We start from the raw sequence: 21199 nt of genomic DNA on the forward strand, positions 1-21199 counted from the left end.
GTGTACGAAGGCATCGTCCAAGAGCTGATCGACGAGTTCGGCCGACTGCCGGGCATCGGGCCGAAGTCGGCGCAGCGCATCGCGTTCCACATCGTGCAGAACGAGTCGTTCGACACGTCCCGGCTCGCCGAGCTGCTCGTCGACGTCAAGACCAAGGTGCGTTTCTGCGAGATCTGCGGCAACGTCAGCGAGCAGGAGACCTGCAACATCTGCCGTGACCCGCGCCGTTCGCCGGCCACCATCTGCGTGGTCGAAGAGGCGAAGGACGTGCAGGCGATCGAGCGCACGCGAGAGTTCCGCGGGCTGTACCACGTGCTCGGCGGGGCGATCAGCCCCATCGACGGCATCGGGCCCGACGACCTGCGCATCCGTCAACTGGTCCAGCGCCTGGCCGACGACACCGTGCAAGAGGTCATCATCGCCACCGATCCCAACCTCGAGGGCGAGGCGACGGCGACCTACCTGTCGCGCATGCTCGCGCCCTTCGGGTTGCGGGTCACGCGGCTCGCCTCGGGCCTGCCGGTCGGCGGCGACCTCGAGTACGCCGACGAGGTCACCCTCGGCCGCGCCTTCGAGGGCCGCCGGCTCGTCTCCGAGTGACGACCCGCGCCTCCCGGGCCCTCCGGGGTCGGTGACCGGTCAGAGACGGGCGCGACGCGCCCGCACGACGCAGTACGCGCCGTAGGCCATGAGCCCCACGGCGACGGCGGTCAGCACGGCCACGCCGAAGGGCAGGGCGGCCAGGGCCTTGAGCGCGCCGTCGAGACCCGTGGCCTCGCTGGGATCGGCCGTGACGGCGGCGACGGCGAACAACACCCCGACCACCGCCAGGGCGACGCCCTTCGCCACGTACCCGGTCACGCCGAGCACGATCGTGCCGCGGCCCGCGGTGCCGCCCGGCAGCACCAGGTCGTCTCGGAACCGTCGCGTGGCGCCCTTGACGACGAAGTAGACCCCGATCGCCACGACGGCGAGCGCGAGGACGACGAGCAGCACGACGCCACCGGGCACGGCGAGCAGGCGGGCGCTGAGGGTCTGCGTCTGCCCCGAGCTGTCCGACGACGAGCCGCGGGCGAAGGTGAAGGCCGTGGCGCCGACGGCGAGGTAGGCCACGCCCTTGCCGCCCTCCTTGGCACGCTCGGCCCACGAGTCCCGGTCGCCTCCCCGGACGAGGGCCGCCTCGAGCAGCTGGAACAGGCCGAGACCCCAGAGCCCGACGACGATCAGCCAGAGCAGGAACACGCCGCCCGGGCGTGAGGCGAACTGCCCGAGGGCCCCGCCCTGGTCGGCCTCGCCCCCGCCGCCGAAGGCCACGCCCAGGGCGATGACGCCGATGACGACGTGCAGCAGGCCGTTCATGGCGAACCCGATGCGGGCGGAGGTCGTGAGCGCGCGGCTGTCCTGCAGGCGGTCGGCCGCACCGCGGGCCTGGTCGGTGGTGTCGGGCATCGCTCCACCGTAGGGGAGGGGCGACGACCGCGTCCCGCGCCCCGCGTCCCGACGTGCGTCACACGCCCCCGACACCGAATAGAATCGCCGCACGCAGGCGTGAGCCGTCCTCCGGCGCGCCCAGTTCCCCCAGGAGTCACCGTGAGCTTGATCGTGCAGAAATTCGGCGGGTCGTCCGTCGCCGATGCCGAGAGCATCAAGCGCGTCGCCAAGCGCATCGTCGAGACCCGCAAGGCGGGCAACGACGTCGTCGTGGCCGTCAGCGCGATGGGCGACACGACCGACGAGCTGCTCGACCTGGCCAACGAGGTCAGCCCGCTGCCGGGTGGGCGAGAGCTCGACATGCTGCTGACCGCGGGCGAACGCATCAGCATGGCCCTGCTCGCGATGGCCATCCGCAGCCTGGGGGTCGAGGCCCGTTCGTACACCGGCAGCCAGGCCGGCATGATCACCGACGCCCAGCACGGCAAGGCCCGCATCGTCGACGTGACGCCCGGGCGCGTGCGCGACGCGCTCGACGCCGGGTACGTCGCCATCGTCGCCGGGTTCCAGGGGTTCAACCGGTCCACCGGCGACATCACGACGCTCGGTCGCGGCGGTTCCGACACGACAGCGGTCGCGCTCGCCGCGGCCCTCGACGCCGACGTCTGCGAGATCTACACCGACGTCGACGGCGTGTTCACGGCCGACCCGCGGGTCGTCCCGAAGGCCCGCAAGCTCGACCGCGTGACGAGCGAAGAGATGCTCGAGCTCGCGGCGGCCGGCTCGAAGGTGCTGTACATCCGCGCCGTCGAGTACGCCAGGCGCCACGGCGTCACCCTGCACGTCCGCTCGTCGTTCAACAACAACGAGGGCACGCTCGTCGTCAACCCGAAAGAGGGAGAGAACGTGGAAGAACCCATCATCAGCGGGGTCGCGGGCGACCTCAGCGAGGGCAAGATCACCGTCGTCGGCGTCCCCGACGTGCCCGGCAAGGCCGCACAGATCTTCCGCACGGTCGCCAAGACCGGTGCCAACATCGACATGATCGTGCAGAACGTCTCGGCCGCCTCGACCAGCCGGACCGACATCTCGTTCACCCTGCCGAAGTCCGAGGGCGCCGTCGTGCTCCAGGCCCTCGAGTCCGACCGGGCCGAGATCGGCTTCGAGTCGCTGCAGTACGACGACCAGATCGGCAAGCTGGCCCTGGTCGGCGCCGGCATGCGGACGAACGCGGGCGTCTCGGCGCGTCTGTTCACCGCCCTCTTCGAGGCGGGCATCAACATCGAGATGATCTCGACCAGCGAGATCCGCATCTCGGTCGTCACCCGGGCCGACACCCTCAACGACGCCCTGCGCGTCGTGCACACGGCCTTCGGCCTGGACGCCGAGGTCGACGCCGTCGTCCACGGCGGCACCGGCCGCTGACGCGACCCGGTCACCCACCGCAGGAGGCGCGCGCGGCCCGCCACCGCGCCTCCCGACCCTGCCCCCACCGCATCGAGACCCTGCACCACCGAACCCCCAGGAGGACCCCATGGCCGAAGGACTGCGCGTCGGCGTGATCGGCGCGACCGGACAGGTCGGCAAGGTCATGCGCACGCTCCTCGACGAGCGCGACTTCCCCGTGGCCGAGATCCGGTTCTTCGCGACCGCCCGGTCGGCCGGGACGACCCTGCCCTTCCGAGGCGCCGAGATCGTCGTCGAGGACGTCGAGACGGCCGACCCCGCCGGTCTCGACATCGCGCTCTTCTCGGCGGGGGCGACGGGGTCGCGGGCCCACGCCCCCCGCTTCGCCGCGGCCGGGGCCCTCGTGATCGACAACTCGAGCGCCTGGCGCATGGACCCCGACGTCCCCCTGGTGGTCAGCGAGGTCAACCCCCACGCGCTCGACCAGGCGGTCAAGGGCATCGTCGCCAACCCGAACTGCACGACGATGGCGGCCATGCCCGTGCTCAAGGTGCTCGACGCCGAGGCCACGTTGCAGCGCCTGATCGTCAGCACGTACCAGGCCGTGTCGGGCAGCGGGCTCGCCGGTGCCGACGAGCTGCTGCAGCAGACCCGTGCCGCCATCGAGGGCGACACGATCGGCCTCGTGCACGACGGCCACGCCGTCGACCTCCCCGAACCGGTGACGTACGTGCGACCCATCGCCTTCGACGTCATCCCGCTCGCCGGGTCGATCGTCGACGACGGCACCCACGAGACCGACGAGGAGAAGAAGCTGCGCAACGAGAGCCGCAAGATCCTCGAGCGTCCCGACCTGCTGGTCAGCGGCACCTGCGTGCGCGTCCCCGTCTTCACCGGCCACTCGCTCTCGATCAACGCCGAGTTCGCCTCCGACATCACGGTCGAGCGCGCCGAGGAGCTGTTGCGCGGCGCGCCAGGGGTCGTGCTGACCGACGTTCCGACGCCGCTCCAGGCCGCCGGGGCCGACCCGAGCTTCGTCGGTCGCATCCGTCACGACGAGGGCGTCCCCGGGCACCGCGGGCTCGCGCTCTTCATCAGCAACGACAACCTGCGGAAGGGCGCGGCTCTCAACGCCGTCCAGATCGCCGAGCTCGTCGCCGCGAGGCGCGCCGCCGTCGCCTGAGCCGTTCCGGTGGGGTCCGGCCGGGTCCGGCCGCCTCCGACGCCGGCCCCGGTCTCTCGACGTCGAGACACCATCGGGCCACGTCGTGCCGGGCACCCGTGGCCCGCCCGGGGCCCGGGCCTAGACTGACCCCCGTGACCGATGCGAAGAAGCCCGTCGACGTAGCCCTCATCGGGGGCGGCATCATGAGTGCCACCCTCGGTGCCATGATCAAGCAGCTCGAGCCGAGCTGGACGATCCAGATCTACGAGGCCCTCGGCGACGTCGCCCTAGAGTCGAGCAACCCCTGGAACAACGCGGGCACGGGGCACTCGGCACTCTGCGAGCTGAACTACACGCCCGAGCGGGCCGACGGCACGATCGACACCTCGAGCGCCGTCAAGGTCAACGAGCAGTTCCAGGTGTCCCGCCAGTTCTGGTCGTTCCTCGTCGCCGAGGGCGCGCTGCCCCAGCCCGACGCCTTCATCAACTCGACCCCGCACATGAGCTTCGTCTGGGGCGAGAAGAACGTCGAGTACCTCCGCAAGCGTTACGACGCGCTGCGCGAGCACCCGTTGTTCCAAGGGCTCGAGTTCAGCACCGACTCGTCGGTCATCGAGTCGTGGGCGCCTGTGCTCATCCCGGGGCGTGCCGAGGGGCAACCGATCGCCGCGACCCGCATCGCGGCCGGCACCGACGTCGACTTCGGCTCTCTCACGCGCCTCCTGTTCGCCTACCTGCAGGGCGAAGGGGCGGGCCTCGAGGTCGACCACCGGGTCACCGACCTCACCAAGCTCCGCGACGGCACCTGGCGCGTCGCCCTGCGCGCAGGGGGCACCGCCACGACGGTCGACGCCCGGTTCGTGTTCGTCGGTGCCGGTGGCGGGGCCCTGCACCTCCTGCAGAAGTCCGGCATCGACGAGATCAAGGGCTTCGGCGGGTTCCCGGTCAGCGGCGAGTTCCTCCGCTGCGACGACCCCGCCGTGGTCGGCAAGCACCAGGCGAAGGTCTACGGCAAGGCCGCCGTGGGGTCGCCGCCGATGTCGGTGCCCCACCTCGACACGCGCGTGGTCGACGGCCGGGCCAGCCTCATGTTCGGGCCCTACGCCGGCTTCAGCCCCAAGTTCTTGAAGCACGGTTCGCTGCTCGACCTCTTCGCCTCGATCCGCCCGCACAACCTCTACCCGATGATCCGGGCCGGGCTCGCCAACCTGTCGTTGGTGAAGTACCTCGTGGGCCAGCTCGCCGCGAGCAAGCAGGCCAAGTTCGAGTCGCTCCGGGAGTTCATGCCCGACGCCGACCCGAAGGACTGGTACCGCATCACGGCCGGGCAGCGCGTGCAGGTCATCAAGAAGGACGCGAAGAAGGGCGGGGTGCTGCAGTTCGGCACCGAGGTCATCACGGCGGGCGACGGCACCATCGCCGGCCTCCTGGGCGCGTCTCCCGGTGCGTCGACCGCCGTGCCGATCATGCTCACCGTGCTCGAGCGGTGCTTCCCCGACCGCATCGCGGCCTGGAAGCCCCGTCTCAACGCGATGATCCCGACCTACGGCGACGACCTGTCGTCCGACGAGCGGCGTGCGGCGTCGACCATCGGGGCGACGGCCGAGGCCCTCGGCATCCACGCCTGACGCGCCTCCCCGTCCTCCGTCCGCCGTCGCCCCCGGGGCGACCCGGCGGCGAGGACAGGCCCCGACCGGCTTGACCCCCGTTCGAACGTGTGTTCGAATGGGGCCATGCGATGGTCAGAGCAAGCGGTCGACACCGAGAAGGCGTCGGCCCTGCCCGGCCTGGCACGCCTGAACAACCTCATCACCTCGGTCACGACGCCCGAGTTCGCCGGGGTGACCTTCCACGAGGTGGTCGCGAAGAGCGCTCTGAACCGCGTCCCGGGTGGCGACTCGGCCCTGCCGTTCGGTTGGACCATCAACCCGTACCGGGGGTGCAGTCACGCCTGCGTCTACTGCTTCGCCCGTCCCACCCACGAGTACCTCGACCTCGACGGCGGCGACGACTTCGACCGGCAGATCGTCGTGAAGGTGAACGTCGCCGAGGTGCTCGCGCGCGAACTGCACCGACCGACGTGGCAGCACCACCCGGTGGCCCTCGGCACGAACACCGACCCGTACCAGCGGGCCGAGGGGCGCTACCGCCTGATGCCCGGCATCATCGCCGCCCTGGCCGACTCGGGCACGCCCTTCAGCATTCTCACCAAGGGCACGTTGCTGCGGCGCGACCTGCCCCTGCTCGCCGAGGCCGCAGAGCACGTGCCCGTCGACCTGGCCATGTCGATCGCGATCCACGACGACGACCTGCAGCAGTCCGTCGAGCCGGGCACGCCGACGACCGCCGCCCGCCTGGCCACCGTCGCGGCGGCCCGCGACCTCGGGCTGTCCTGCTCCGTGTTCATGATGCCCGTCCTGCCGTACCTTACCGACGGGCTCGACCACCTGCACGCGGCGTTCGCCGCCGTGCGCGACTCGGGTGCCTCGAGCGTCATGTACAGCGCACTCCACCTCAAGCCCGGCGTCCGAGAGTGGTGGTTCGCCTGGCTCGAACGCGAGCACCCCGAGCTCGTCCCGAGGTACCGCTCGCTCTACTCCCAAGGCACCTACGCCCCGACGGGCTACCGCTCGTGGTTGGCAGCCCGCATGCGGCCGCTGCTGCGCGAGTACGGCCTCGAGAAGGGGCGAGCCGACCCGTCCACCGGGTCGATGCGCTCGGCCGCCCTCGACGACAGCGCACGATCGCTGCGGTTGATGGGGCTGAACGGCCGGGCCGGTGGTCCGGCGGTCGACGCCGTGCCGGCCGAGTCCGGGTCGTCACGAGCTCCGCGCGCGCTGATCGCCCACGAGCTCCCGGGCGGTGCCCGGTCCCCTCAGCCCCGGTTGTTCTGACCCGATCCGAGGGGGGGTGTCCGGCCGGGCGCGCCCCAGCTGTGCCCCGACCCGACCGAACGGGGCACAAACGGCGGCTCCGACCCGCATGACCCCGTCGATGTCACCACATGTCGGGGTACACCCGTGGTCAGGCTTCTGCCATGATCTCTCCAGACGACGAACGAGCCGATCAGGAGGCCTCATGCTGCTCGGCCTCCCGGCCCACCTCGCACCGGCGGCCCTCGGGGACTCCGTGTCGAGGGCGTGCCACGCCATCGCGGCCACCGTGCTGGTCGCCGCGGCGGCCCTCCTGCTCGTGAAACAGGTCGCCTCGCCGAGCCTGCTCCTCTGGCCGGCGCTGGCGTCGCTCGTCCCGGTGCTCGCGCTGCTCGTCGTCGTCGAACGGACGAGGTCGACGACGGCCCACCTCGCCTACCTGATCGTGGGGACGGCCTCCCTCTACTGGTACGCCGTCACCCTGTTCGCCCAGGTGGCCTCGGTACAGGCGTCCGACGCGTTCTCGTTGTCCCTGCCGAAGATCGCCCTCGTGATGGTGGGCAGCACGGCCCTCGGCCCTCGACGCGGGTTGCTCTGGTCGGCGGCGGGGTACGCGGCCGGCGAGCTCGCCACGCAACTGGCGACCCGGCACACGGGCGCCTCCCTTCGACTCGACGTGACCACGCTGCTGGCCTTCGTCCTCGTCGCGATCGTGTCGGTCCACGCCGAGGCATCCCGCGGTCGGGCCCGACGGGCGCAGCCGAGACTCCATCGGGCGGCGCTCGAGCAGCAGGTGCAACGGCTCCGTGCCGACGTCGAGGGCCAGGCGGCGGCCCTCGTCCACGACACGGTCCTCGGGCACCTCGCGGCGGTGGCCGCGGCCGGCCCGGGGCCGTTGTCCGCACAGGCGGCGCGGTCGATCTCCGACGACCTCGAGGTGCTCGTGGGGCGGGACTGGCTGTCGCCGGGCGGCGGCACCCCCGACGAGGCCGTCGCGGCGGCGGACGGCTGGGAGCGCAGTCGCCTGCACGCCGCCGTCGAACAGGCGCGTGGCGACGGCCTCGAGGTCGCCGTGACGGGCGACGTCTCGTCGGTCGGTCGCCTCGACGGCGCCACGGCGGACGCCCTCGGCCTCGCCGTCGCGCAGTGCCTGGTCAACGTGGGTCGGCACAGTGGCGTCGACCGTGCCGAGATCGTGGTCTTCGGCGACGGCACCGACCTCACCGTGATGGTGATCGACGACGGCGTCGGGTTCGACCAGGCGGCGGTGGCCCCCGATCGACTGGGGCTGACGAACTCGGTCGAGGCCCGCCTGGGCCGTGTCGACGGCCACGTGCAGATCTGGTCGTCGCCCGGCAGCGGCACGTCGATCGTCCTGAGGGTCCCTTTCGCCCCCGCGAGTCCGGAGCCCCTCGGCGTCGGCACCGAGGGCGGCGTGTCGGCATGACCGACGGTGCCGCTCCTCGGACGAGCGCCCGCGCCTCCGTCCGGACGCCGCAGGTGGTCGATCCGCTCGGCGCCCTCGCGGCCCGGCCGGTCACCCTCGCGGCCGGGGCCGCCGCCCTGTTGCTCGCGTCCGTCCAGACCCTGTCGCGCGCCTCCGACGTGTCGACGCCCTGGGCGGCGGTCGTGGCGCTGCTGGCGGTGGCCGCGGGCGCGGTGGTGCTCGTCGTGGCGGCCGACCCCGTGCGGGCACCGTTCGGAGCCGGTGCCGCCGGGTGCGTCGCGGCGGCCTGCGCCGTGGCGTCGGTGCTGTCGGCCGTGTCGACGTCCGGCAGCAATCCCTTCGTCCGCGACGACTGGGCCGGGGTCGTCTCGGGCGTGCTCGTGCTCGGCCTCGCCCCGTACCGGCCCACGCGCGAGATCGTCGTGGTCGGTGCCGCCGTCGCGACGGTCCTCGCGGTCGTGGTCGTCGTCGAGTCCCCGGGGTTCGTCACCGCGGTGCCGACCGCGACGTACGTCGTGGTCGCCGTCACGCCGCTGCTGGCCCTCACGGCGGCGTCGGCCGTGTTCTCGGCCGTCTACGTCGGCCACGTCGAGCGCTGGCTCGCCCGCGCGGTCGGCTTCCGCCGCGTGAGCACCGACGACCTGCGGGTGACCCTCGCGCGTTCCGTCCAGCAAGATCGCGTCACGGTGCTGAACCGCGAGGTCGTGCCGTTCTTCGCCCGCCTGATCGCGGCGGGGAGCGTCGCCGAGGGGGACGCCGACGAGGCGCGCCGCGTGGCCGAGGCACTCCGCGCCTCCCTGGTGGCGGACGCCGATGCGACGTGGCTGTCGCGACGTCTCGAGGCCCCCGGTCGGCGGGTGGCGACCGAGGTGGTCGACCCCGGCCGTGTCGCCGACCGTCTCGGGTCCGAGCACCGGACGGCGCTCTGGGCGTTCTTCGCGGCCGTGGACGACCCCTCGGTGGTCGACGCGCGCTCGATGCGGCTCGTGCTCACCGGTCAGGAGGCGCGGGTCGACGTCACGATCGAGCTCGCGGTCGCCTCGTCGGCCACGGCCGCGCGTCGGTCGCTCTCGCCCTACCTCACCGTGCTCCGCCTCGTCTCGGGCGACCTCCGCATCGACCGGTCGCCCTCGCTTCTGACACTAAGGTTTTCTTATGACCAGCACTGAGCCGAGCGGCCGCTCGTCCCACCGTCCGGGCTTCGGGAGGCCCGTCGCAGCACCGTCCTGGGCCACCGTCGGCCCGGGGTCCGAGGCACCGCCGGCGCGACGCGTCCGGCTCGCGATCCTCGACGACCACGAGGTGCTGCTCGACAGCCTCAGCAGCTGGATCAACGTCAACGCCTACGACTTCGACCTCGTGCTCACCGCGCACACCTGGCTGCAGCTGGTGCACAGCGACAACTTCCCGACCGACCTGGTGTTCCTCGACTTCCAGCTGAAAGAGCCCGTCTCGATCGAGGCCAGGGTGCGGACGTGTCGCGCCGCCGGTGCCAAGGTCGTCGTGCTGTCGAGCCTCGACACCCGCGAGTCCCGCGAGCGGGCCCTCGAGGCGGGCGCCTCGGCCTTCCTGTCCAAGACCCTGCCGATGCGCGAGGTCATGGACGCCGCTCGCCAGGTCATGGGCGTCGCTCGCGACAACTCGCCGCAGCGCGACTGGCGTCCCCTGCCGGCAGGCGCCGCCAACCAGACCCGTCCGAAGCTCAGCGCCGGCGAGGCCGAGGCGTTCCGCCTGTACGTGTCGGGCTTCAGCACGAACGAGGTCGCGGCCCAGATGAACGTTCAGTACGAGACCGCCAAGACGTTCCTCCGGCGGGTCCGTGAGAAGTACGCGAAGGCGAACCGGCCGGCCAGCAAGAAGTCCGAGCTGATTCGTAGGGCCGCCGAAGACGGTTACCTGCAGTAGTGGCCAAGCTCTACTTCCGCTACGGGGCGATGAACAGCGGCAAGAGCACGGCTCTGCTGCAGGCCGCCTACAACTACGAAGAGCGCGGGCAGCGAGTCCTGCTCGCCAAGCCCGGCGTCGACACGAAGGGCGACGACGCGATCGTGTCGCGTCTGGGCGTGACGCGTGCCACGGACGTCACGTTCGGGCCCGACGACGACGTGCGCCGGGTCTTCCTCGAGCGTCGGGACTCCATCCGGGTCGAGACGGGGTCGAGCCTGGCCTGTCTGCTCGTCGACGAGGCCCAGTTCCTGTCACCGCACCAGATCGACGACCTGCTGCGCATCGCGATCCTCGACGACGTCCCCGTGCTGGCGTACGGCATCAGGACGGACTTCCGCACCGTGGCCTTCCCGGGCAGCCGCCGCCTGCTCGAGGTCGCGCATTCGCTCGAAGAGCTCAAGACGATCTGCCGGTGCGGTCGCAAAGCCGTGTTCACCGCCCGCACGGTGGGCGATCGCTTCGTCTTCGACGGCGACCAGGTGGCCATCGACGGCCGAGAGGTGACCTACGAGTCCCTCTGCGGCGCCTGCTACCTCGCCGAGTCCGGCGGCCGCCTCGCCTGACCCCGTCGCCCCCAGGTCGAACCACGATGCACCAAGAAATTGGCTCCACCCATAGGTGGAGCCAATTCCTGTGTCGCCCGGAGGGCGAACCGAAAAGCACAAAAAAATTGGCCCCACCCAATGATGGAGCCAATTTCCGTGTCGCCCGAAGGGCGAATCAAAAGCTTAAAAAAATTGGCCCCACCCATAGGTGGAGCCAATTTTTTTCGTCGGGGTAGCGGGATTCGAACCCACGACCTCCTCGTCCCGAACGAGGCGCGCTACCAAGCTGCGCCACACCCCGATGTCTTCGCGTTCTCACGTGAAGCGACTCGACAAGAATAGCCCATGTTCGAGGCTCTCCGTGTCACTCGCCCCGAGGTCAGGCCGTGAGGGTGACGATCACGGCTTCGGGACGGCACGCGAACCGCACGGGGGCGTAGATCGAGGTGCCGAGGCCTGCCGAGATCTCGAGGTGCGCCGTCTTGCGGGCGTGGCTCCAGGTGGTCAGGCCGCTGACCTTGCTGCGGGGCAGGTCGCAGTTGGTGACGAGGGCCCCGTAGCCGGGCACCTGGACTTGCCCACCGTGCGTGTGGCCGGCGAAGACGACGTCGGCACCGTTGTTGACGAACGAGTTCAGGACGCGTTGGTAGGGGGCGTGGGTGACCCCGATGCTGATCGGGTCGGGCCCGCCGTGGTCGTCCTGCCAGCCCACGTTCTCGCGGAGGTCGTCGAGGGCTCCGGGGATGCGGTCGAGCCGGTCCCATCCCCGGTGGGCGTCGTTGACGCCGAACAATTCGAGCCGGGAGCCCCGCAGTTCGAGGGCCCGGGCCGTGTTGTCGAGGTCGAGCCAGCCGAGCTGGTCGGTGAAGAACGACTGCATCCGGTCGACGTCGAGGTCGACCGGGGCACGGTGGACCTTGCTCGGTCCTCCGAAGTAGGTGAACGGGTTCTTGGGGGTGGGCCCGTAGTAGTCGTTCGAGCCGTTCACGAAGACGCCGGGGACGCCCCGGAAGGGTTCGAGGGTGTACTCGAGCGCCGTGTGGGCGTCCTCGTGGCCGATGTTGTCGCCCGTGTTGACGACGAGGTCGGGCTCGAGCACCGCGAGACCGCGGACCCACTCCTGCTTCTCCGACTGCCAGGGGGCGAGGTGGAGGTCCGACAGGTGCAGGATCGTCAGGGTGCGCGAGCCGGGTTCGAGGATCGGCAGCACCTCGTGTCGCACGGTGAAGCGGTTGCGCTCCACGAAGACTCCCCAGGCGAGCGCCCCGAGGCCGACGGCCGCGCCCGCTGCTGCGGTCACGGCCGTCGTCCCCAGGGGGCTGAGCCCGGTGGTCCCGCGAGGGCTCACGTGCAGTTGCCCGGGTCGTTGCCGTCCCGGTCACCGTAGAGGGTGAGGCCGATGGCGGCGTCCTTTGCGGCCGACGAACCGGCGGCGGGGTTCGACCCGGCCACCTGGCAGGCGTTCTTGCCGTCACCCTGCGTGAAGCCGGCGATCGAGACCTTCGACGTGTCGAAGCCCGCCCCGCCGAACGACTTGACGGCGTCGGCGACCTTCTGGCGTGAGACGTCCGGCACCTGCGCCGCACCGCTGCCGTCGCTCGTGTAGACCGTGACGGTGGTGCCCTTCGAGACCACCGTGCCGACGGCGGGGTCGGAGCCGATCACCTGGCCGGCGGGCAGCGCCGAGGCCTGCGTGCCGCCGTCCTTGAATGCCAGGGACGTGCTCCGGAGCAGCGTCTGCGCCTCGGAGGCCGTGATGCCCTGCATGTCGGGCACGGCGACTCCCGAGCCACGAAGCACCGAACCGGAGGCCTGACCGAAGGCGGTACCCGGGTACACCGTGTTGTTCACGGACTGGACGGCCCGGAAGAACTGCGGCCGCGCGTTGGCGTAGCTGCCGTAGCGGCTCTGGTTCGGCGACGTGTACGACCGGAGGTTCGCCTTCGGGCCGTCGTAGGTGCCCTGCCAGACCGCCGTGGCGAGCTTGTTCGTGGCACCGATGATCCAGATCTGGTCCTTGTCGTTCGTGGTACCGGTCTTGCCGATCTCGGGGTAACCGTCGGCCGGCAGGCCGCCGACGGCGGTTCCGTTGCGCCACAGGCCCTGCATGGCGACGGCCGCGGCCGCGGCGACCTGCGGGTCGAGGGCCTGGGTGCACTCCTGCGGCTGACCACCGAGGTCGGTGCCGTCGGCGTCCTTGACGTTGTCGACGACGATCGACTTGCAGTAGGTGCCGCCCGAGGCGATGGCCGCGTAGGCGGTCGCCATCGTCAGCGGAGCGATCTCGTTCGTCCCGAGGATGGACGAGGGGTTCGCGGTCTGGAGTTCGCCGCCGTCGGCACGGTGCACGCCGAGCTTCTCGGCGACCGCACCGATGTCGGCGAGGTCGAGCTTCTGGGCCATCGCCATGTAGGCGGTGTTGATCGACTGGGCCGTGGCCGTCGCGACCGAGACGGTGCCCGGGTTGCCACCGTTGTCGTTCTTGGGGTCGTAGCCCTTGACCTTCTCGCCGTTCCAGGTCATCGGGGTGAAGGTGCGCGGCGTCGCGTTGACGGACTCCGAGATGCCGTGGCCCTTCTCGAGCCAGTCGAGCAGGGTGAAGGGCTTGTAGGTCGAGCCCGTCGAGAACCCCTTCGATCCGCCGTAGTCGCTGTCGGTGCTGAAGTTGACCGAGGTCTGGGTGGGATCGGTGCCCGACACCTCGGAGAAGGTGGTGTTCTGGGCCATGACGATGACGCGCCCGGTGCCGGCCTCGACCGAGTTGACGACGCTGCCGAGCTTGAAGCGGGACTCCTTGGCCGGCGCGAAGGCGTCGACCTGGGCCTTGGCGTTCGCGGTCAGGTCGAGGTTCAGCGTCGTGAAGACCTCGTAACCGCCGTTGCGCCAGTTGGCCTCGCGCTCTTCGGGGCTCGAGCCCAGGACGGCGAGGTTCTTGATGTTCTTCTTGACGTAGTCGCAGAAGTACTGGGCGCCCGAGGCCGTGACGGCTCCGCAGCCCTGGGTCGGGGGCGTCAGCACGACGTAGCTCGCGACCGGCGTCGACAGCGCCAGGGCCGCCGTGGGCTGGTCGATGTCCTTCTCGGCGTACATCGACTTGATGATGACGTCGCGGCGGGCGGTGTTCGCCTCGTACTTGTCGGGCGAGGACATGTTGCGCGAGTCCGGGTACTGGACGATCGCGATGAGGCTGGCCGCCTCGGCGACCGTGAGGTCGGACGCGGCCTTGTTGTAGTAGTGCTGCGCGGCGGCCTGCACGCCGTAGGTCTGGTCGCCGAAGTAGGCGATGTTGAGGTAGGCCAGCAGGATGTCGTCCTTGCTGTACTTCTTCTCGAGTCCGATCGCGAACTTCATCTCTTCCAGCTTGCGGTCGAGGGTCGTGGTGGTCGCCTCCTTGTAGGCGGCGTCACGCTCCTCTTGCGTGGGCAGCTGCTGGGACTGGGCGATGCGGATGTTGCGCACGAGCTGCATCGTCAGCGTCGAGCCACCACCGCTCGCGCCGAGCTCGCCGGCACCCGCCGACCCGACGGCCGCGCGCACCAACGAGGTCACGTCCACGCCGCCGTGCTCGTAGAAACGACGGTCCTCACCGGCGACCACGGCCGTCTTGAGGTTCTCGCTGACCTCGTCCCACTTGAGCTCGACGCGGTTCTCGCTGTAGAGCGTCGCGAAGGGGACCTGCTGCCCGCCCTGGGTCGCGTACAACGTGTTGCGCTGCTGCAGCTTGCCGATCTCGATGTACTCGGGGATCGACTCGAACACGCCGATCGAGCTCGAGGCCGTCATGCCGGCGACCGCGATGGCCGGCGTCACGCCGATGGTCACCAGGAGGCCGGCCAGGACGCTGAAGCCGACGAATCCGAAGAGTGCCCCGATGGCGGACGTGGGCTTCGATTTTTGGGCAGACATAGGATCAGGGTAAGCGACATCGCCGATTTTCAAGCTGAACGGAAGCCGAAATGGTCCTTTGGGAGTACACGACGACGCCCCTGCTGGTGCACAACAGCACGGCGATCCTCAACAACTGGGGCTCGGACGGGTGGGAGCTCGTCCAGGTGACCCAGGGCCCCGAGGGCGGCCCCGTCGCGTGGCTCAAGCGTCCCCGTCAGGACGCCTGATGGGAGCGGTCGACGAACGCCTGGCCGAGCTGGGGCTCGTCCTCCCTCCGGTGGCGGCACCGGCGGGTTCCTACCTCCCGGCGCTCCGCAGCGGGTCGCTCGTCTTCACGGCGGGGCAACTGCCCTTCGTCGACGGCCGGCTGCCGTCCACGGGAAAGGTCGGCGAGGGCCACGGCCTGGTCGCATCCGCGGACGCCCAGGCCCTCGCGGCGACCTGTGTGCTGAACGGCCTCGCCGCGGCGGCGACCGTGCTCGACTCGCTCGACGACGTCGTGCGCGTGGTCAAGGTGACGGGCTTCGTCGCCTCCGACCCCGGCTTCTCCGGTCAGCCGGGGGTCGTCAACGGCGCCTCCGAGCTGCTCGCCGAGATCTTCGGCGAGGCCGGACGTCACGCCCGCAGCGCCGTCGGGGTGGCGGTGCTGCCGCTCGACTCGCCCGTCGAGGTCGAGCTCGTCCTCGAGGTCCGCTGACGCGCCTCCTCGTCCCTCCACGCCGACGGCCCCTCCTCGATCCGAGGAGGGGCCGTCGGCGTCCCGGCAGGCCCTGGCTCAGCGCATCTCGGCCGTGATGACCGACATCACCGAGGTGTCGGCCAGCGTGGTCGTGTCGCCGACCTCGCGTCCCTCCGCGACGTCGCGCAGCAGGCGCCGCATGATCTTGCCCGAGCGCGTCTTCGGCAGTTCGTCGACGAGCACGACGGTGCGCGGCCGGGCGATCGCACCGATCTGGTGGGCGACGTGCGCGCGCAGGGCGGCCACCGCCTCCTCGGGGGTCTGGGTGGCCTTCGCCTCGTCGCGCAGGATGACGAAGGCCACCACCGCCTGACCGGTCGTCTCGTCGCCGGCGCCGACGACCGCGGACTCGGCCACGATGGGGTGCGACACGAGGGCCGACTCGATCTCGGCGGTCGACAGCCGGTGACCCGACACGTTCATGACGTCGTCGACCCGGCCGAGCAGCCAGATGTCGCCGTCGGCGTCGCGGCGGGCGCCGTCCCCGGCGAAGTAGCGGTCGCCGAAGCGGCTCCAGTACGTCTCGACGTAGCGGTCCGGGTCGCCCCAGATGCCGCGCAGCATCGACGGCCAGGGCTCCGACACGACGAGCAGGCCGCTCTCGCCGTTCGCCACCGGGTCGCCGTGGTCGTCCACCACGTCGACCACGACTCCCGGCAGGGGCGTCTGGGCCGATCCCGGTTTCGTCGTCGTCACCCCGGGCAGGGGCGAGATCATCTGGGCGCCCGTCTCGGTCTGCCACCACGTGTCGACGATCGGCGTGCGGTCCGCACCGATCACCTCGCGGAACCACAGCCAGGCCTCGGGGTTGATCGGCTCGCCGACTGAGCCGAGGAGGCGCAACGACGAGAGGTCGCGGGCGCCGGGGATCTCCCTCCCGGACTTCATGAAGCCCCGGATGGCCGTCGGCGCCGTGTAGAAGATCGTCACGCCGTACCTCTCGACGAGGTCCCACCACCGGCCGGGCGCGGGGACGTCGGGCGTCCCCTCGTAGAGCACCTGGGTGGCCCCGTTGGCGAGCGGGCCGTAGACGACGTAGCTGTGGCCCGTGATCCAGCCGACGTCGGCGGTGCACCAGTAGACGTCGGTCTCGGGGTGGAGGTCGAAGACGACGGCGTGCGTGTAGGCGACCTGGGTGAGGTAGCCGCCCGAGGTGTGGAGGATGCCCTTCGGCTTGCCGGTCGTGCCGCTCGTGTAGAGGATGAACAGCGGGTGCTCGGCCTCGAACGCCTCGGCGTCGTGCTCGTCGTCCACCGTCTCGACGGCGTCGTGCCACCAGACGTCGCGACCGTCCGTCCACTCGACGTCGTTGCCGCCCCGTCGGACGACGAGGACGTGCTCGACCGTCGTCTCACCGTCCACGGCGAGGGCGTCGTCCACGGCCGCCTTGAGGGGCGAGACGGCCCCCTTGCGCCAGCCGCCGTCGGCCGTCACGACGAGCCGCGCGCCCGCGTCGTCGATGCGGGCCCGGAGGCTCTCGGCGCTGAACCCGCCGAAGACCACCGAGTGGACCGCTCCGATGCGCGCGACGGCCAACATCGTGACGACGGCCTCGGGGATCTGGGGGAGGTACACCACGACGCGGTCACCGGCTCGCACGCCCAGCGACAGCAGCACGTTCGCGGCCCGCTTGACCTCGCGGGTCAACTCCGCGTAGGTCAGGGTCCGGGCGTCGCCGGGCTCGCCTTCCCAGTGCAGGGCGACGCGTCCTCCGTGACCGGCCTCGACGTGGCGGTCGAGGCAGTTGTACGCGACGTTGAGCGTGCCGTCGGCGAACCAGCGGGCGAAGGGGGCGTTCGACCAGTCGAGGGTCTCGGTGGGGACCCGGTCCCACGTGAGGCGCTCGCGGGCCTGGTCGGCCCAGAACCCGAGGCGGTCGGCGGCGGCCCGTCCGGCGAGGTCGGGACCGGCCACGGCCGTCCTGGCGAAGTCTGCGGGCGGGGCGAAGGCGCGGCCTTCGGTGGGCTGGTCGTCGGTGCCGTCGAGCATCGCAAGTCCTCTCGCGTCGTTGCGTGAACCGCGGCACGGAGCCGCGTCGACGACCCTACTCCGGAGGCTGCGGCGAGCCGAGGCCGACGACACGCCCCGCACGGTGGCGACGTCGTGGTGCGCGAGGGGAGTTCTGGGGTACAGTGGGGGAGTCGGATTCGATTCCGACGTGCGTCGCGCTGATTCCCCCCAATCGCCCGACGCACGTGGCGGCACCGGTTCCCCCCAACCGGTGCCGCCCCTCTCGTTTAACCCGCCGGTCGCCCGGGTGGGTCGTCTGCTCCTCCCCAGGTCGCGGGACGCTCGTCGTGTCCCCATCTGCCCCCACCGATCTGTCTGTTCCGGTAGGGCGTGCCTACCGTCGGTGGATGTCCTCACCGCCTCCTCCACCGCGGCCCGTCGAAGCCGATCGTCACCCCTCCCTCACCCTCGATCACCCGCCCGCCCGCTTCGTCCTGCACCCGTCGACGGCGCGGGCGTCAGATCGGGGTACAGGATCGGTGATCGGGGTACAGAACAGGTTCACGCGACAGCAGCGCTCGGCCTTCGGGCCGCTGGCGCGCTTCCTCGACGACCCGGCCGTCACGGACGTGTTCGTCACCGGCGGGGTCGGCGTCTGGGTCGATCGTGGCGGCGGGGCCGAAGCCGAGACGTCGGTCCACCTGTCCGAGGCGTCGGCGCGGCAGGTGGCCGTGCGACTGGTCTCGCTCGGGGGACGGCACGTCGACGAGGCCAGTCCGTGCGTGGACGTCCGCCTCGGTGACGGGGTCCGCGTGCACGTCGTCCTCCCGCCACTCGCGGTCGCGGGCACCGCCCTGTCGATCCGGGTGCCCCGCGCCGAGACCCCGTCGCTGCTCGACCTCGACCGGCGGGGGTTCTTCGCCGAGGGCGACCTCGAGTCGGTGACGAGCTGCGTCGCCCGACGGGCCAACGTCCTCGTCAGCGGGTCGGGCGGGGCCGGCAAGACGACCTTCCTGGCCGCCCTCCTGTCCGAGGCACCGGGGTCGGACCGCATCGTGACGATCGAGGACGTCGCCGAGCTGCGCCCCCGTCACCCCCACGTCGTGGCCCTCGAGACCCGGCAGCCGAACCTCGAGGGCGCCGGGGGCGTCGACCTCTCCCGACTCGTCCGCGAGGCCCTGCGCATGAGACCCGACCGACTCGTGGTGGGCGAGGTGAGGGGGTGTGAGATCCGCGACCTGCTCGCGGCCCTGAACACCGGCCACGACGGTGGGGCGGGCACCGTCCACGCCAACGGCCTGGACGACGTCCCCGCCCGCCTCGAGGCGCTCGGGGCACTCGCCGGCATGTCCGTCGAGGCGCTCGCCCGCCAGGCGGTCAGCGCCGTCGACGCGGTGTTCCACCTCGAACGCCGGGGCGGCCGCCGGAGGCTGGCCGAGATCGGCCACCTGGCCGTCGGCCCCGACGGACGGCTGTGCGCCCGGACCGGCCTGCGTGTCTGACCGGCCGGGTGGTCCGAGCCGACGTGACGGAGAGCGTCGTCGCCTCCCGGGTGGCCGCGCCACGAGGCGGACGCCGTCGACGCCGGCCGCCGTGCTGGTCGAGCGCCTCGCCGTCCTCGTCGAGGCGGGGGTCGCGCCGGCCCGCGCGTGGGGCCACGTCGCGTCCGTCGAACCCGAGGGGCCGATCCGCCGGATGGCCGAGGCGGTGGCGTCGAGCGGGGCCGACGGCGTCCCGGTGTCGTCCGGTCTGGTGACGTGGCTCGACGCGGCCCCCTTCGACGGCGTCCCCGACGCCCTCGAGCACGAGCGCACCTGGCGGCAGGTCGCCTGTGCATGGCGCGTCGCCGAGACGAGCGGGGCTCCCATGGCCGACTGCCTCCACGCGCTGGTCGGAGCGTTGCGCGCGGCCGACGATGCCCGCCGCGACGTCCGGGTCGCGCTGAGCGGCCCCCGCGCGACGTCCCAGGTGGTGCTCGCCCTCCCGTTGGTGGGTCTGCTCTTCTCCCTGGTGTCGGGCTTCGACACCGGTGCCGTCCTCGTGGGCACCCCGATCGGCTGGGCCTGCCTCGTCGTCGCGGCAGGCCTCGTGACGCTGGCGCGACGATGGAACGCACGCCTGGTCCGGCGTGCCCGCCCGTCACCGCGGGTGCCGGGCCTGTGGCCCGAACTGCTCGCGGTGGCGTTGTCCGGGGGAGCAGCGTGGTCGGCCGGGCTCACCGTCGTCGACGAGGCCGTCGCCTCGTGCGGGGTCGACGGGGCGTCCGGCCACCCCCGAGGAGGCGCGGGTGCGGTCGACGAGACAGCCGGCCACTCCGAGCGCCACCGCTGCGAGATCGTCCTCGACCTGTCCCGTCGTGCGGGCGCCCCGGCCGGGTTGCTGCTCCGCTCCGAGGCCCGTGAGCTGCGGTCGGAGGCCCGCGCGGCGGCGCAGGCCGCGGCGAGTCGGCTCGGTGTCACCCTGATGCTGCCGCTGGGCGTGTGCATCCTGCCGGCCTTCCTCGTGATCGGGGTCGTCCCGCTGGTCGTCTCGCTCGTGTCGTCCACAACCGGCTCGTGGTGACCGGCGTCCCCAGCACGAGCCCGCGTCGCGACCGGGCCGCCGCGACCCCGACAGGCTCGAGGCGTCACCGCCGCGGTGGCGTCCCGAGAGAGAGGAACACCATGACCGTCACCACGACTGCCCAGGCCGCCGCCCCCACGGGGGAGCCGACGTCACCCCGATCCGCACCGACGGTCCGACGTCTCGTCGGGGCGGCCGGTCGCCTCGCCCGGGCCGACGACGGCGCGGCGACGGCCGAGTACGCGATCGTCATCATGGCCGCCGTGGGCTTCGCCGGGTTGCTCGTGACGATCATGAGGTCGGACGAGGTCCGCGGCGTGTTGTCCGACCTGGTCCGTTCGGCCCTCACGGTCGGATGAGCACCCCCGGGGCGAGCCGGGTCGGCCGATGTCGGCACGGAGCCCGCGTCCTCCGTGCGCTCCGTGACGAGACGGGCAGCGCGACGGTCGAGTTCGCCATGGTGATGCCGTCCCTGATCGTGGTCGTCGCCTTCGTCGTCGCGAGCCTGGCCGTCACCTCGCAGTCGGTCCGCCTCGCCGACGCCGCAGCCGTCGTCGCCCGGCAGACGGCCCGCGGCGACGGCCGCTCGGTGGCGGACACCCTGGCGCGGCTCGCACCGGGTGCCCGCGTCACCCGCTCCGACGAATCCGACCTCGTCTGCGTCGACCTCCGTCGGGACGTCCGCGTCGGTCCGGTCGATGCAGCGATCACGGTGAGCGCGAGCAGCTGCGCCCCCAGGGCGGGGCGATGACGTTCCGCCGACTGTTGTGCTGCGACCACGGTGGTTCGACCGTCGTCCTCGTCGGCGTCCTCGTGACGCTCGCCGCCGTCGGCGTCCTGCTGGTCGGCTCGCACTCCGCCCTGGCCGTCCGCTCGCAGGCCGCCGGCGCGGCCGACGCCTCGGCGCTCGCCGCGGCCGACGCCGTCTCGGGCCTGGTCGCGGGCCCACCGTGCGACCGGGCGACGGTCACGGCCGCGGCGAACGGGGTGGTGGTCTCGGAGTGCGTCGTGACGGGCGCCGAGGTGACGGTCGAGGTCCGGACGGCCTTCGGGCCCTTCGGCGTCAGGGCCCGCGCGACGGCCGGTCCGCCGCCCGCGTCGGCCCCGCCCCGGGGTCGTGCCCCGTGAAGGGGGCCGGAGCGTCGGGTGTGTATGGTGTGGCTGTCGGCTGCACGGCTCCCGACGTTCCTCGGGGTCGGTGGGAGCGATCGAGCGCCCCGTCCTCGCCCTGCAGCCCCTCGCCCG

At 71.7% G+C, this 21199-nt stretch carries 20 protein-coding genes and 1 tRNA gene; 16 read left to right on the top strand and 5 right to left on the bottom strand.

All coding sequences use genetic code 11. The annotated features are described in order from the left end of the window. A complete protein-coding gene (recR, locus tag AC3CCI_RS11885; protein WP_043595550.1) occupies positions 1-600 on the top strand; it encodes a recombination mediator RecR in 600 nt (199 codons plus the stop codon). A gap of 39 nt (positions 601-639) precedes the next feature. Here recR and AC3CCI_RS11890 read toward each other — a convergent pair whose 3' ends face one another. Next, positions 640-1449, bottom strand: coding sequence for a DUF1206 domain-containing protein (locus AC3CCI_RS11890; protein ID WP_488627321.1), 810 nt, complete (start codon positions 1447-1449; stop codon positions 640-642). A gap of 141 nt (positions 1450-1590) precedes the next feature. Between AC3CCI_RS11890 and AC3CCI_RS11895 the strand changes: the two genes are divergently transcribed. From AC3CCI_RS11895 to AC3CCI_RS11930, 8 genes are all read left to right on the top strand, one after another. Continuing rightward, positions 1591-2856: an aspartate kinase gene (locus AC3CCI_RS11895; protein WP_055971466.1), complete on the top strand. Its 1266-nt coding sequence runs from the start codon at positions 1591-1593 to the stop codon at positions 2854-2856. Positions 2857-2965: 109 nt separating this feature from the next. Beyond that, a complete protein-coding gene (locus AC3CCI_RS11900) occupies positions 2966-4021 on the top strand; it encodes an aspartate-semialdehyde dehydrogenase (RefSeq protein WP_354593170.1) in 1056 nt (351 codons plus the stop codon). Positions 4022-4206: 185 nt separating this feature from the next. Further along, positions 4207-5631, top strand: coding sequence for a malate:quinone oxidoreductase (locus tag AC3CCI_RS11905; protein WP_488628687.1), 1425 nt, complete (start codon positions 4207-4209; stop codon positions 5629-5631). Positions 5632-5736: 105 nt separating this feature from the next. Then, a complete protein-coding gene (locus AC3CCI_RS11910; protein WP_488627322.1) occupies positions 5737-6897 on the top strand; it encodes an Rv2578c family radical SAM protein in 1161 nt (386 codons plus the stop codon). Between the two features lie 184 nt (positions 6898-7081). Further along, a complete protein-coding gene (locus AC3CCI_RS11915) occupies positions 7082-8323 on the top strand; it encodes a sensor histidine kinase (RefSeq protein WP_354593167.1) in 1242 nt (413 codons plus the stop codon). Further along, positions 8320-9492, top strand: coding sequence for a hypothetical protein (locus AC3CCI_RS11920; protein ID WP_488627323.1), 1173 nt, complete (start codon positions 8320-8322; stop codon positions 9490-9492). Before AC3CCI_RS11915 ends, AC3CCI_RS11920 begins: the two co-directional genes overlap by 4 nt. Continuing rightward, entirely contained in the window at positions 9479-10228 is a 750-nt protein-coding gene (locus AC3CCI_RS11925) for a response regulator transcription factor (protein ID WP_082486345.1), read from the top strand. The genes AC3CCI_RS11920 and AC3CCI_RS11925 overlap by 14 nt, the downstream gene beginning before the upstream one ends. Continuing rightward, positions 10228-10833: a thymidine kinase gene (locus tag AC3CCI_RS11930; RefSeq protein ID WP_354593165.1), complete on the top strand. Its 606-nt coding sequence runs from the start codon at positions 10228-10230 to the stop codon at positions 10831-10833. Before AC3CCI_RS11925 ends, AC3CCI_RS11930 begins: the two co-directional genes overlap by 1 nt. A gap of 209 nt (positions 10834-11042) precedes the next feature. On the opposite strand, the gene AC3CCI_RS11935 is transcribed toward AC3CCI_RS11930, so the two are convergent. From AC3CCI_RS11935 to AC3CCI_RS11945, 3 genes are all read right to left on the bottom strand, one after another. Beyond that, a tRNA-Pro gene (locus AC3CCI_RS11935) sits at positions 11043-11116 on the bottom strand. A gap of 78 nt (positions 11117-11194) precedes the next feature. Beyond that, positions 11195-12115, bottom strand: a complete 921-nt coding sequence (locus tag AC3CCI_RS11940; protein ID WP_354593164.1) for a metallophosphoesterase — start codon at positions 12113-12115, stop codon at positions 11195-11197. Positions 12116-12159: 44 nt separating this feature from the next. Beyond that, positions 12160-14721, bottom strand: a complete 2562-nt coding sequence (locus tag AC3CCI_RS11945) for a transglycosylase domain-containing protein (RefSeq protein ID WP_354593163.1) — start codon at positions 14719-14721, stop codon at positions 12160-12162. A 50-nt stretch (positions 14722-14771) separates the two neighbouring features. Here AC3CCI_RS11945 and sp36 point away from each other — a divergent pair, with 50 nt between their 5' ends. Together sp36 and AC3CCI_RS11955 are read left to right on the top strand one after the other, a co-directional pair. Next, complete coding sequence (sp36, locus tag AC3CCI_RS11950) at positions 14772-14930, top strand: Sp36 family protein (RefSeq protein ID WP_167599048.1); 159 nt, start codon at positions 14772-14774, stop codon at positions 14928-14930. Then, positions 14930-15400, top strand: a complete 471-nt coding sequence (locus AC3CCI_RS11955) for a RidA family protein (protein WP_488627324.1) — start codon at positions 14930-14932, stop codon at positions 15398-15400. The genes sp36 and AC3CCI_RS11955 overlap by 1 nt, the downstream gene beginning before the upstream one ends. A gap of 78 nt (positions 15401-15478) precedes the next feature. Here the strand turns inward: AC3CCI_RS11955 and acs are convergent, their stop codons facing one another. After that, positions 15479-17431, bottom strand: a complete 1953-nt coding sequence (acs, locus tag AC3CCI_RS11960; protein ID WP_488627325.1) for an acetate--CoA ligase — start codon at positions 17429-17431, stop codon at positions 15479-15481. 500 nt (positions 17432-17931) lie between these two features. On the opposite strand from acs, the gene AC3CCI_RS11965 reads away from it, so the two are divergent. The 5 genes from AC3CCI_RS11965 to AC3CCI_RS11985 all read left to right on the top strand — a co-directional run bounded on the left by AC3CCI_RS11965 (position 17932) and on the right by AC3CCI_RS11985 (position 21082). Next, the gene (locus AC3CCI_RS11965; RefSeq protein ID WP_354593160.1) at positions 17932-18894 is read left to right on the top strand and encodes a TadA family conjugal transfer-associated ATPase; all 963 of its coding nucleotides are present in this window, start codon (positions 17932-17934) and stop codon (positions 18892-18894) included. Between the two features lie 91 nt (positions 18895-18985). Further along, entirely contained in the window at positions 18986-19954 is a 969-nt protein-coding gene (locus AC3CCI_RS11970) for a type II secretion system F family protein (RefSeq protein WP_488627326.1), read from the top strand. A gap of 101 nt (positions 19955-20055) precedes the next feature. Beyond that, complete coding sequence (locus tag AC3CCI_RS11975) at positions 20056-20313, top strand: DUF4244 domain-containing protein (protein ID WP_488627327.1); 258 nt, start codon at positions 20056-20058, stop codon at positions 20311-20313. Then, positions 20310-20705 carry a TadE family type IV pilus minor pilin gene (locus tag AC3CCI_RS11980; RefSeq protein WP_354593157.1) on the top strand — a complete coding sequence of 132 codons (396 nt, stop codon included), beginning with the start codon at positions 20310-20312 and terminating at the stop codon, positions 20703-20705. The genes AC3CCI_RS11975 and AC3CCI_RS11980 overlap by 4 nt, the downstream gene beginning before the upstream one ends. Then, positions 20702-21082 (top strand): Rv3654c family TadE-like protein, encoded by a 381-nt coding sequence (locus AC3CCI_RS11985; RefSeq protein ID WP_488627328.1) that lies wholly within the window; start codon positions 20702-20704, stop codon positions 21080-21082. Before AC3CCI_RS11980 ends, AC3CCI_RS11985 begins: the two co-directional genes overlap by 4 nt. Positions 21083-21199 lie beyond the last annotated feature (117 nt).

This window comes from Frigoribacterium sp. CF331, from assembly GCF_057787905.1.